Annotated in this window: 11 protein-coding genes; 7 read left to right on the forward strand and 4 right to left on the reverse strand. The window is 54.3% G+C overall.

All coding sequences use genetic code 11. The features are described 5' to 3' along the window. The first annotated feature begins 91 nt into the window (after positions 1 to 91). On the forward strand, positions 92 to 436 hold the full coding sequence (locus NST08_RS28590) for a DoxX family protein (RefSeq protein WP_007129046.1): 345 nt from the start codon (positions 92 to 94) through the stop codon (positions 434 to 436). 92 nt (positions 437 to 528) lie between these two features. Here the strand turns inward: NST08_RS28590 and NST08_RS28595 are convergent, their stop codons facing one another. Beyond that, positions 529 to 1,029 carry a cupin domain-containing protein gene (locus NST08_RS28595; protein ID WP_007129047.1) on the reverse strand — a complete coding sequence of 167 codons (501 nt, stop codon included), beginning with the start codon at positions 1,027 to 1,029 and terminating at the stop codon, positions 529 to 531. A 515-nt stretch (positions 1,030 to 1,544) separates the two neighbouring features. Here NST08_RS28595 and NST08_RS28600 point away from each other — a divergent pair. The 6 genes from NST08_RS28600 to NST08_RS28625 all read left to right on the forward strand — a co-directional run bounded on the left by NST08_RS28600 (position 1,545) and on the right by NST08_RS28625 (position 9,666). Beyond that, the gene (locus NST08_RS28600) at positions 1,545 to 2,897 is read left to right on the forward strand and encodes a glycosyltransferase family 2 protein (RefSeq protein WP_007129048.1); all 1,353 of its coding nucleotides are present in this window, start codon (positions 1,545 to 1,547) and stop codon (positions 2,895 to 2,897) included. 24 nt (positions 2,898 to 2,921) lie between these two features. After that, positions 2,922 to 4,013: an acyltransferase gene (locus NST08_RS28605; protein ID WP_251535838.1), complete on the forward strand. Its 1,092-nt coding sequence runs from the start codon at positions 2,922 to 2,924 to the stop codon at positions 4,011 to 4,013. Between the two features lie 6 nt (positions 4,014 to 4,019). Beyond that, complete coding sequence (locus NST08_RS28610) at positions 4,020 to 5,162, forward strand: glycoside hydrolase family 18 protein (RefSeq protein ID WP_251535839.1); 1,143 nt, start codon at positions 4,020 to 4,022, stop codon at positions 5,160 to 5,162. Between the two features lie 116 nt (positions 5,163 to 5,278). Further along, the gene (locus tag NST08_RS28615) at positions 5,279 to 8,449 is read left to right on the forward strand and encodes a hybrid sensor histidine kinase/response regulator (protein ID WP_341342580.1); all 3,171 of its coding nucleotides are present in this window, start codon (positions 5,279 to 5,281) and stop codon (positions 8,447 to 8,449) included. A 204-nt stretch (positions 8,450 to 8,653) separates the two neighbouring features. Further along, entirely contained in the window at positions 8,654 to 9,259 is a 606-nt protein-coding gene (locus NST08_RS28620; RefSeq protein ID WP_251535841.1) for a TetR/AcrR family transcriptional regulator, read from the forward strand. Between the two features lie 17 nt (positions 9,260 to 9,276). After that, entirely contained in the window at positions 9,277 to 9,666 is a 390-nt protein-coding gene (locus NST08_RS28625) for a DUF5367 family protein (protein WP_210094084.1), read from the forward strand. Between the two features lie 189 nt (positions 9,667 to 9,855). Here the strand turns inward: NST08_RS28625 and NST08_RS28630 are convergent, their stop codons facing one another. From NST08_RS28630 to NST08_RS28640, 3 genes are all read right to left on the reverse strand, one after another. Next, on the reverse strand, positions 9,856 to 10,389 hold the full coding sequence (locus NST08_RS28630; RefSeq protein WP_210094085.1) for a DinB family protein: 534 nt from the start codon (positions 10,387 to 10,389) through the stop codon (positions 9,856 to 9,858). A 149-nt stretch (positions 10,390 to 10,538) separates the two neighbouring features. Beyond that, positions 10,539 to 11,000, reverse strand: a complete 462-nt coding sequence (locus tag NST08_RS28635) for a VOC family protein (protein ID WP_210094086.1) — start codon at positions 10,998 to 11,000, stop codon at positions 10,539 to 10,541. 475 nt (positions 11,001 to 11,475) lie between these two features. Next, positions 11,476 to 12,003 carry a class I SAM-dependent methyltransferase gene (locus NST08_RS28640; RefSeq protein WP_210094087.1) on the reverse strand — a complete coding sequence of 176 codons (528 nt, stop codon included), beginning with the start codon at positions 12,001 to 12,003 and terminating at the stop codon, positions 11,476 to 11,478. Positions 12,004 to 12,393 lie beyond the last annotated feature (390 nt).

Consider the following 12,393-nt stretch of genomic DNA (forward strand, 5'->3'; position numbering starts at 1 on the left):
TTCCAGACTACATCCCTCAGCGTCCTGTCCCGGATAAACTATGCCTTGAAGGCTGTAAAAGCCGCACCTCATAACAAGGAGTGATTTTCCCATGGAGCCGATATGGACCGTTCTGTTCCAAGGCATATTAATCGTCATCTTCGTCATTTCCGCTTCCCTGAAGTTTCTGCGTACCCGGTCGATGGTGAAGCACTGGACCGAATACCGCTATCCTTTCTGGGGAATGTATGCGATCGCCGGCTTGGAAGCTGTGGGCGCTGCGCTGATGATTACGTCCTTTTGGATCCCGGGAAACAGCATTTATGCCGCCGCCCTGTTTGCCGTGCTGATGATCGGAGCCGTTCACGCCCATCTTTATCGAGCCAAGCATAAACCAATCATGGCCGTCAATGCAATGCTGATGCTCGTGCTGTCCGTTACCCTGCTTTTTCAATAATCACCGCCTATATCCCCTCATGAAAAAGAGGCTGGCCGTCTGTCTGCAACAGATGACCGAGCCTCTTTCGTCCATTTCATCAGCGAAACCCGCTACTTCACCCATTTATGCAGCAGCGGCCCTTCCTCGCCGTAGACCGGGTCCATAGACGGAACCGGCACGCTCCGGATCTCCGATATGGCCTGCGCCCGATCGGTCGGATTCCGCTCCCGCAGATTAGGCGTGATTCCGCCGGGATAGGCGCCCACCACCGCAAAATCCGGACTGGCGTCCAGCAGCATATGCGCCGTTCCGGCCGGCAGCACGATCACGTCGCCTGTGGCGAGGGTCAGCCGCTCCCCGGCATCACCGCCGATCAGAACCGTCGCGCTGCCGGATTGCACGCCCAGCACTTCATGCGTATTGCTGTGGTAATGGTGGTAATCGTACACACCTCCGGTCCAGCTGCCTGTCCATTGATGGCGGTTAAAGGCTGCCTCTATGCCGGCCGGGTGATCCGCAAATACGCCCTCGTACACGATCACCGGCAAATCCGGATGATTCGGAACTTCTCCATCGTCCCTCACGAAGAATGATCTGACCTGAGCCTCCACTGTCATCCGCTCCTTTCTGCACGATTGATGCACTCGTAGTACCAGTACCCGGACAGCCCGGGACTCAAACAGTAAACAGCCAAAGACCATCGGCGGATGCCGATAATCTGGCGAATGCCTCTTCAGAGATATAAAGCTCCAAGCTCCTGCCCCCTGGTGCGATCTTGCTGAATCGCTTTAGTTGCCTAAAAACTCGAAATGAGAACCAAGACGAAGACAGTCCATGAAAAAATACCATGTATTCGTTTTCTTGGTCCTTAACAGGATTTTACATCGGCTCGTGAACTAGGATAGTTTATTACATAAGATGTCATTTGGCTTTATATGTAATTAAAGGATGTAAATGGATTATTTTATCCCTCTGCTATCCATTTTTATCCCTTGACGTCCAGCTCGCCATCCAAGAATTCACCCAAGGTCCATTCCGAAAAGCCACCTGCAGATTGCGCAGGACCCGATCAGCAGCAGGCTTACCCGTTCCATTCAATCGAGATATAGAGAAAGGAGAGAGACGTTTGCAGTACTTTTTCTACGGCATTGCCGGGATATTTCTGGTGTTCCAGACCTTGTACACGATCATTCCGTTATGGTGCAGCAAGGTGAAGCGACTCGATCCGGATCTGCCTGAGCATTCGATCTCGGTGCTCGTTCCGGCTTACAACGAAGAGCTGACGATCCGAAACTGCATGGATGCTATGGCCGGTTTGAACTACAGCCGCTATGAGATCCTGATTATCAACGACGGCTCCAAGGACGGCACCCTCTCCGTGCTTCATGAGCTGCTGGAGTTACAAACCGATTTAAGGAGACCCGATCAGAAGCTATCCTACAAGACGGTGAAGGGCTTTTACCGCTCGAAAAGGTACCCGAACATGTTTGTGATCGATAAGCTCAACGGCGGCAAGGCGGATTCGCTGAATGCCGGCATCGATTATGCCGCTTCGGATATCGTCATTACGCTGGATGCGGATAGCATGCTGGAGGCAGACTCGCTTCGGTATGTAAATCAATATTTCCATGACGACAAGGTCATTGCGCTCGGCGGCACGGTCAAGATCGTTCAGGGAGCCAAGCGGGATCAAAACGGCGCCATTATCGAGAGGTTTCGCGGAAAGAGCTTGATCAAAAGCCAGATCATCAATTATACGCATGGCTTCTATGTGCGCAAGCTTACGCAATCGTTCTTTAATTCCATCGTGGTCATCTCCGGCGCATTCGGCGCATTCCATAAAGCAGTGCTCGTGCAGGTGGACGGCTTCCGCAGCACCGTAGGCGAGGATATCGACATTACCCTGAAAATCCATGAGTACATTAAGGCTAACGGCCTTAAGAAAAAGCTCGTGTATGCGCCGGAGGCTGTCTGCTACACCGAATGCCCCGAGAACCTGCGCAACTTCTACAAGCAGCGCATCCGCTGGCAAAAGGCCTTCGTCGACTGCATCCTGATCTATTGGTCCAGGCTGTCCAGCAAGTTTAGCGTTGGCGTCAGCCTCTTCTTTGCCATCGACGGGTTTATGCTGGGCACGTTCTCCGCATTCACCACGCTTTTTTACCTGGGACAGGCACTGATGCTGGGCGGCAATGTGCTGCATGCGTTCATCTTCCTGCTCATCAGTCTGCTGTTCAATGCGGCGCAGATCATCATTTCGCTGCACCTATGCCGCAAATACGGCAGCACCTACCGCGTGGCCGACTATGTGGCCATGTTCCTGTTCAGCCAGTGGGAGCTCGTCACATACCGGAATTTGCTGCTCTACATCAATATTGCCGGGACGTTTAAGTACTTCGACAATGATGAAGGCTGGGGCTTCGTCGAGCGCAAGGGCGCTGTCGCCATTAGCCAGAACATTGCCGCAGGCTCGAACTAATATCAAGGGAGGCTGCCATAAAGCATGATACGAAATAACCGAATTATATACGTGGATATGCTCAGAATCCTATCCATCGTTGCCGTCATCGTGCTGCATTATACGGCGGAGGTGCTGACGAGCACGAATGATTTCAACAGCTCCGCATGGTGGATCAGCAACGGGTTCAATTCCATCTCCCGCTTCGCCGTGCCTGTCTTCTTCATGATCAGCGGGGCGATGATGCTGCGGACGAACATCAGGTCCTACCGGGAATTTTACGCCAAACGGGTTATCCCGCTGCTCATTCCCCTCCTCACCTGGTCGCTCATCTACGGCTTGTATAATCAGTACTATATTATTCGAAGCAGCATGAACGCCTACGAATTTGTGATCGACTTCGGCTTCCGGCTGCTCACCGACCGGAACTATGTGCATCTGTGGTTCCTGTATGCCATTATCGCCATTTACATGACCGTGCCGCTCATCAGCAAATTTATCCGATCATGCAGCGAGCGGGATTTACGGTATTATCTGCTCTTATGGTTCATCGTCAGCATCGCGTACCGCTTCATATCGGATGCCGTATTCCGTGCAACCGAGCAATACATCAATATCCCGATCATGAACATTCCGTTCTTCATGGGATTTCTGGGCTATTTTATCCTGGGACATTATCTATTCCATTACGATCTGCCGGGGAGGGCAAAGAATCTGTTGTACAACCTCGGCATCGTCTCCTTCTTCCTTACGCCGGTAGCCACCTACTTTGCGTCTATGCACAGCGGCGTGCTGGACGAGATGTTCTATGGCAACTACTCCATCACCGTGTTCTTCATGTCCGTCGGCCTGTTTATTTTCTTCAAGGAGAAAGAGCCCCGTCTCAGCGAAAGCGTGAACCACAAGGTTCAGAAATTGATCGGCTCGATCTCCAAAGCCAGCTTCAGTATCTACCTCATTCATCTGCTGGTGGAAATGATGCTCTCCGGCAGAACCGAGGTCGATGCCACGCTGGCGGAGGCGGCCCTCCGTCTTCTGATCAATATCGGCATCATCTTCGCCATCAGCTACGTCACCGTCAAGGTGCTGAACCTGAGCAAGACGGCAACCTATATCCTGTTTGGCGGTCGGGGGTGACGTGAGATGAGAGTCAGTATCTATACGAAAATATTTATTGTTGTGCTGCTTGCCGGCATGAGTTTTTATTTCTACCGGATATCCGCGAAGGAGGATCGCAGAATTACGGCCGTATACGTGGAGGCATGGCAGGATTACCGAACATTGAATCTGTCGGAGCGGGGGGTCGACATCGCCTTTATCGCATTCGCCAAAATCAAAGGCACCGATCTGTATTTTCACGAGGACAGCCAAACCGACAGCCAGATCAAAGAAAACATCAAGCAGCTAAAACGGCATCATCCGCATACGAAGATGGTGCTGGCGATAGGAGGCTACGGCGCGGACGGCTTCTCCGATGCTTCGCTGGACGGCAACCGTTACTTGTTCACGGAGAGCATTGTCAACATGGTCAAGGAGCTGGAGCTGGACGGGGTCGATATCGACTGGGAGTATCCGGCTTTCGATGCCTGGAATACGCAGAAGGCCCGGCCCGAGGATACGAAGAATTTTACCAGCCTGATGAAGGAGCTGCGGGAGAAGCTGTACCGGCTTCCGCATAAGAACAAGAAGTACCTGCTGACCTTCGCCTCAGGGACGCAGGATTGGTATTTTCGCAACGTCGAGGTGAAGAAGGTCGAGAGATACGCCGACTACATCAACGTCATGACCTACGATCTCACCGGCAAATGGTCGGATACGACCGGCTTTAATGCCAATCTGTACGTAGACAGCCAAGGCAAGTCCGAGCACAGCGTCGACGGCATCGTCTCCATGTATCTCGATCACGGCATCGACAGCCGGAAGCTGCTGCTCGGCATCCCCGCGTATTCCTACGGCTGGAGGGATGTGAAGGATAAGAAGGGGAGCCCGGGCGGCCTCTTTGCATCCGGCAAGCCGATCGACATCGATAAGACGGATTTGAGCTATAAGCAGATCAAGCGGTCCTATCTGAACAAAAACGGCTACAAACGCTATTTCGACAGCAAAGCCAAAGCCGCTTACCTCTACAATGGGGATACGTTCATCAGCTACGAGGATCCGGAAGCCGTGAAAGAGAAGATCCGCTACATTAAGAGCAAGAATCTCGGAGGCGCAATGTTATGGCAGTATGCGCAGGATGCGGAGGACGGGCTCGTACAGCTCTTATCCGAGCATTTGAACGAATAGTTCAATTGCCGGGCCGCGTAAAGATTGAATGTCAGACGATCGTGGTGCCAGCTCAGCAAAGATCCTTGCAGCAGGGAAGAGGATTCCTTGCCTGATATGTCGAAATCTATCGTATTATGCGAAAATGGAATGAAACAGCTCTCAAATATTCTGCGATCATCATCATATTTCTTGCCTTCTTATTCGGCCTGCGATGGGCTTGGTCCGAAATGTTCTCCACCTCGCACGATCCTCGCGCCGTTAACGGCGTGCTCGATCTCCGCGGGGTGGATTTAAATTCGTCCTCCCCATTCTATTTGGACGGTGAATGGCAATTCTATCCGTTTCAGTTTCGATCCCGGGCGGATGTGGAGGAGACGCCGTTTCGCAGCGTTCAGGTTCCCGGGGACTGGAGCAGCGCGCTTCATGAAGACGGGAACGGACCGTCCTACGGATACGGGACATACCGGCTTCGCATCCTGACCGACCCGCTGGAGGAGCCCGTCGCCATCTGGATTAAAGGAATCGAGACGGTCTCCCGCGTAGAAATGAATGGTCTGGCGGAACCGGAATTCGGCAAGCTGGCTGCGGACAAGAACAACTATATTGCAAAGAGCGCTTCGTATACGGCCACCTATTCCGAAGAAGGCGCGACCAAAATCGATCTGCTCATCCAGGTCGCCAATTTCGACGAGCCGCATAACGGCGGTATCGTCCGCTCGATCCGCTTCGGGTCGGCGGCGTCGATCGATTATGTGCGCTGGTATTCGATCGGGTTCCAGCTGGTGACCTTCATGGTCCTGCTGCTGCACGGGCTTTATGCCGGCATTCTGTTTGCGTTCAACCGGCAGGAACCGGCGCTGCTGATGACGGGGCTGCTGACCCTGACGGCGGGCATCGCGATCCTGGCCGGAAACGATTATATCCTGCTGCTGTGGCTGCCGATCGATTACGCGGGAGGGGTTAAGGTCCGTCTGATCGCCCTGCTGTGGCAGAACCTGCTGATGCTGCTCTTGTTCCGGCGATTCCTCTCGCCTGTCTCCGGACGAACCTGGCTGCGGGCATTTACGGCGGGGCTCATCCTGTTCACCGGCTTCCTGGTCGTTTCTCCGGCATCTTGGGTCCACAGTGTCATGGAGTTTAAGCTGTTCGCGTTCTTCTATCTGATTCCGCTTGCGTGGCTTGTCCATTTGGTGGGAACGATGATCTTCCGGCGGCAAACCGATCAGGACATCGTATTCCTGCTGCTTACGGCAGCCGGTATTATCACCAATCAGCTGTGGACCCTGGCGGAGTCTGGCAAGGAGATTACCACCGTCTATTACCCGGTTGATATCATTGCGGCGATTATCGGATTCTCGACCTACTGGTTCAAAAAATATATCCGCAACGCCAAGGAGAACGCCAAGCTGAACATCCAGCTGCAGAAGGCCGATAAGCTTAAGGACGAATTTCTGGCCAACACGTCGCATGAGCTTCGAACCCCGCTGCACGGCATAATGAATATCGCCCAATCCGTTGTCTCCAAAGAACAGGAGAACATGAACAAGGGCAGCGTCGAAGACATGAAGCTGCTCATTACAATCAGCCGCCGCATGTCCCATTTGCTTGAAGACCTGCTCGATATCACCAGGCTGAAGGACCACCGCATTACGCTTGCTCCCGAGCCCTTGCGCATTCAATCGGTCGTTCCCGGGGTATTCGCCATGCTTCAATTCATGGTGGAGGGCAAGCCGGTCCGGCTCCGAATGGAGATTGCGGAGTCGATGCCTCCGGTTATGGCCGATGAGAAGCGGCTTGTGCAAATTCTGTACAACTTGGTTCATAATGCGCTCAAATATACAGAGCAGGGAAGCGTAACGGTCTCCGCCTCGGTTCGGAACGGCCAAGCCGAGATCCAGGTATCCGATACCGGAATCGGCATGAGCACGGAAGCGCTGGAGCGCATCTTTCTTCCTTATGAGCAGGGCTCCCACGGCGTCCATGACGGCCGGGGGTTTGGACTCGGCCTCAGCATATGCAAGCAGCTCGTCGAGCTGCATGGCGGCGCGATATCCGTCAGCTCCGAGCCGGGTGCCGGCTCCGTCTTCTCGTTCAACCTGCCGCTGGCGGAGGCAGGGGCAAGCGAGGCGAGGCTTTCCAAGCCGTCCGGGGAAATGGCGGCGTCTATGGGACACGAGGCATCCGAGGCAACGGAGACAAGCGGAGCTGAACCCGCCTCCCTCCCGTCAGCCGACAGAGGCATCCACGAGCCGCTGCCGCCTCCCGTCGATCCGTCGCTGGGTAACGACGGCAAGGCCAGCATTCTAGTCGTCGATGATGACCCGGTTAACCTGAAGGTGCTGCTGGGCATCCTTTCTTCAGAGCCGTACCACATTACTACAGCCGGTTCAGGGCTGGAAGTGTTAGAGCTCCTGGGAATGCGGACATGGGATCTGCTCATCGCTGATGTGATGATGCCTCAAATGTCCGGCTATGAATTGACGCAGCGCGTCCGGGAGCATTACTCGGTAGCGGAGCTGCCGATTCTGCTGCTTACCGCCCGTAGTCAGCCTGAGGACATCTATACGGGATTCGCGTCGGGCGCCAATGATTATATGACCAAGCCTGTCGATGCAACGGAGTTAAAATACCGAATCCGGGCGTTGATCATGCTCCGGCAGTCGGTCCGCGAGCGCTTGCGGATCGAGGCCGCCTATCTCCAGGCACAGATTCAGCCTCATTTCCTGTTCAATACGCTGAATTCCATCATGGCGCTGAGCGAGATCGACACCAAGAAGATGCAGCATCTGGCGGGTGCATTCGCTTCGTTCTTGCGGATCAGCTTTGATTTTCTGAACACGGGCGAGCTGGTGGATATCACGTACGAGCTCGAGCTTGTCAAAGCCTATCTGTATATTGAGCAGGAACGGTTCCGCGAGCGGTTGGCCGCCGTATGGGAGGTCGACCCGGGGATTCAGCTGCGCCTTCCGCCGCTGTCGATTCAGCCGCTGGTGGAGAACGCCGTCAAGCATGGGATTCTTCGCCGGCATCAGGGCGGAATGGTCCGGGTTCGGATCAAGCGCCAAACCGAAGGGGTGCTGATTGAAGTGATCGACAATGGCCGCGGGATGGAGGCGGATCAGGTAGCCGAGCTGTTGAGCCCTGCCGGGCAGGCGCTGCGGGGGATCGGCATACCGAACACGAATCGCCGGCTGATTCAAATGTATGGTCAAGGATTGACCATCATCAGCCGCCCGGGTGAAGGCACGTCCGTGTCCTTCGTCATTCCGGAGCATCGCCGGCTAGAGAAGAAATCAGGGAATTAACCGATGTAAAGCTCCGATTGCAGACGATACTATATACGGAGCGTATGGTCAGGCAAGCAGAGGCTTGCCTGGCTATTTTTGCGCTGATCTTCAGCCTTTGAACGTAATAACCCCGATATGCATCTTCCAAATCCAGGATCATTATGATAATATACCTTCAGAAGGAGTTAGTTAGTTGAATAACTTATACTGGAGGTGGGTCTGTTGGCAAGACCTCAACGGATTACGAAAGAGGAATTGATCGCCTCAGCCCAGCAATGCATTCAAGAGAAGGGGCTCGATAAGCTGACGTTGAAGGCCGTGGCCGAAGGAGCCGGTGTGACGCAGGGGACGGTTTACTACCATTTCAAAACCAAAGAGCAGCTCATGCTCGAAATCGTCCGCTCCATCTGTGATGCGTCCTGGCAAACGGCAGGGTCGGATCCGCAGGATGGCAGCAGACGTGATACGATGGTCCGCGTGCTGGAAGCCGCCCGTGACCGCTGCGCGGAGAAATCGTATCATACGCTGTTCTTCTCGCTGGTGGTACACAGCTTGCAGAACTATGCCCTCCGCGACCAGCTCAAGGGCATGGTCGAGCGTGAGAACACGCATGCTGCCGGCCTCCTTGCCCGGCTCTTCCCGGAAATGGAGATGTCCGGCCCCTCCCTGAAATACCGGGCCATGATGGTCAACGCCCTTATCGACGGCCTGGCGCTTCAGGCGCTTCTCGATCCGGAGTTTGAGGCGGAAGCGGTGTATGCGGAGCTGATCGGGGCAGCCTCCGCCTGGATAGAGAAATCCTCCGATTCATCCAACACTTCAAGTTAGAAAGGAGCTGCAAAGCCATGCGGTTTTGGATCAGCTTAGGATTCCTGCTGTGGTTGGCCGCTACATTCGTGTTCCGATTTTGGGGAGGTGCGCTGATCGATCCCGGCCAGCCCCTCATCTGGCTGTCCTTTATTGGGATCGTTCCCCTGATTCTGCTGACGCTTCGGGCGCTGTTTCGTGCCCGGGAGCTCTCTTCCTCAGAGCGCCCACGGGCTGCCATGCTGGTGGCGATCCCGGGGATGCTGCTGGACCTCTTCAGCGTAGCTTTTCATGACCTGGTGTTCCCCGGACTTCCACAAGCCCATCTGCACCTCTTCTTCGTTTGGCTGCTGTGGGCGTATTCGCTCATTCTTCTGGGAGGACTGCTCGGGCAGTTGAGCGGCAGCCCCAGTCGTGATCAGCCATGACGCCTGGATGTCGGGACACAGGGACGCCGTGACGGTCAGAATAAGGCAGAATAAAGGCAGAGGCAGACGCGGCCGGCCTTCATCGACCGAGCCATCACCCTCGGCTAGGCTGCCTCGCCTCCCTTCGCAAGCGAAAAAAACGGATGCCCATCCTCTCGAATGGCATCCGTATTGTCTTTTTCCGATCCGTTATTTTCCCGTCCGGTTCAAGATGCCCAAGTATTCCACCCAAGGGCCGACATCCATCCGGTACCGCTCCGCTAATACCCGGGCGATTTGGGCCAGATGCGTCAGATCATGCACCACCCAAGTCGAGAGCAATTCCCGTACCTTCACAACGCCGAAGGCCGGATGCACGCCCGTCAGCTCCAGCTGATGCTCCGATTGGACCAGCGTCTTCAGCTTCTCGATACTTTGCGCCCGAGCCTCCTTAAAGGTCTGCAGTCGTTCATCCGTCGACGCCGTCTTCCCTTCGGACAGATGGGCAAACCGGTCAAAAGGAGGGAACGGCTTGCCCTCCCCCTCCTCCAGCATAAACGCCAGCCTCGGCATCCAATTCGTTCGCTCCCCTTCAATAAGGTGATCGATCACTTCGGTAGCATTCCAGGTGCCTTCCCCTTCGTTGCTCGTCAGCCAGCCCTCCGGCAAGCCGGACAGCAACGCCGCAAGCGCTGCCGGCGTCCGTTCCAATAGCGCAATGGCTTCATTTAACTCGAAATTCATAAGAGCCTTCCCCCTATAAAGTTAAATCATGGTCATGATGTGGTTGACCGCCGTTATGTAACGCCGAGCACCGTTGCTGGAGCGAAATCTTGCGGCCGTCGCGGTTTTTTTTGATGCAGAACACATTCAGAGGTGTCTTCCACTGACCCCTAGCCCACCGGATGGAATAATGCTGCTCTCACCTTCTCGGCCTCTTCCGGGGTTCGATGTTGGTCCACGACTTCATTCACATCGAATTTATTCCCATCCGGGTCATAAAATACGAAATTGATTCCGCAGCTGTGACGGTCCTGAAGCTGATCCGTTACGACGCCATTTTCTTTCAATTTATGATACAGCACCTCGATCTGCCTGACTTCAAAGGTAAACCGAAACATTTCATATCCGTCCCTCGTTGGAAACTGATTATTGTGCGGGCCTTCGGTTTCCACCAAGTGCAGCCATTGCCCGTCGGAAAGCTTCAAAATCACTTGAGCTTCCGCTGGATTATAAGGTACGGCATACTCAAGCCCAAAGTTATTCTGCCACCATGCCGCCGACTTTAGCGGGTCACGGACCGGTACATAGATGGAACACACGGCTTTTAAAGCATTTCCTTGAACCTTCGACATTTACAGTTCATTCCTCTCACTGGGTTTATTCTCTTATTCTCTTTCATGATAAGAAACGCTTTCCGGAGCCAAAACCAAACACCTTTCCAAAAAAATAGCTCGGCATATTTCTGATTACATTCGTCTGCCGCCTCCCGATTTCCTGCAAAAATACGGCTCACGCCAGCCAGAATTCCGAAGCGGGGGCTCAGCCCGCCCGGCCAGCCAGCCGCTTATCCCTCCCCGCCGCCACCCGCTTTTACATGAGCAGCCCGCATAAGCCGTCAACGCAAAAAGGCGGAAGGCATCAAGGCCAACCGCCGGAGAAAAGAAATCGATCGAATGATCATCCATCATCTCATCTGCCCAACATCCGTCCTACTAACGGAACGTCACTCTTCAATCCGTTTAGAAGAGGGGGACGTGCCTCCTTCCCGTGCCAAGAAGCGTTGGAAATAAGACGCAGAGCCGCCAAGCGACCTGTACGCCCCGGCGGCTATATTTCCTGCCAGGATAGCTGCTGCCGTCGTTTGCGGCAAATCGTCAGCCCCGGCGAAATTGGAATCGTCACCATCTCATAAGCATCGGTCTTTTTGGATAACTCATCGATCGCTTGATAAGCGGTCCCGCATAGCGTCGGGTCCATCATTTCAGCGCTCCCCGGATGCGAATCATGAAGCAGGATCAGGCCGTGCGGCGACACATAAGGGAAAAAATCATAGAAATCCTGCAGCACGGCTTCTCTGGAGTGATCGGCGTCAATGAACAGCATGTCAATCTGCATCGGGCGAGCCGCCAGCTCCTGGGCAAAGGCCTGTGTCGTTCCATGGAAGAACCGCGTCTTGGGGGTCATCTGCATATGCTGACCGGCCTCACCGTTCAGATCAACGCCGATCAGGGTTTCCGCAAACGGAATGACCCGGTTGAACAGCGCGCATTGGTACAGCCCCAGCTCCACGTATACTTTGGGCCGGACGATGCTTGTCAGAAAGAGGATGAAGTCCTCATGCCAATTGATTCTCACTGGTTCATCGCCTCCTTCGCTTGTACTCATTCCTTTATTTTATTTTGAGCATATGCGATGTGTGCCATGATACGAGACCAAGTGAGAATGCTGCCTGAATGATGCACCGGGACCGCTGAGATGACCGAGCGCGGCAGCTTTACTAGGATAAGCATGGCTCATGATCAGCGGTGCAGTTTCCCGCTCCCCGAAAGCCGATGGAGGTTTCCGGCGCGCCTGATCGTCACCAAACAAAGAACCAACGTCAATAAACCCTGCACCAGATGGCGCAGGGTTGTGCTGTGCTGTATGATAGGCTCGGATTACTCTGATCCCTTCTGTTCCCGCTTCGTGCGCATAAGGAGAACCGTGTGCGATGAACAAACCAAGCCCATGCCTCTATCGGGGCTG

Origin of the sequence: Paenibacillus sp. FSL K6-1566 (assembly GCF_038050475.1) — a bacterium.
Classification (GTDB): domain Bacteria; phylum Bacillota; class Bacilli; order Paenibacillales; family Paenibacillaceae; genus Paenibacillus_AQ; species Paenibacillus_AQ lactis.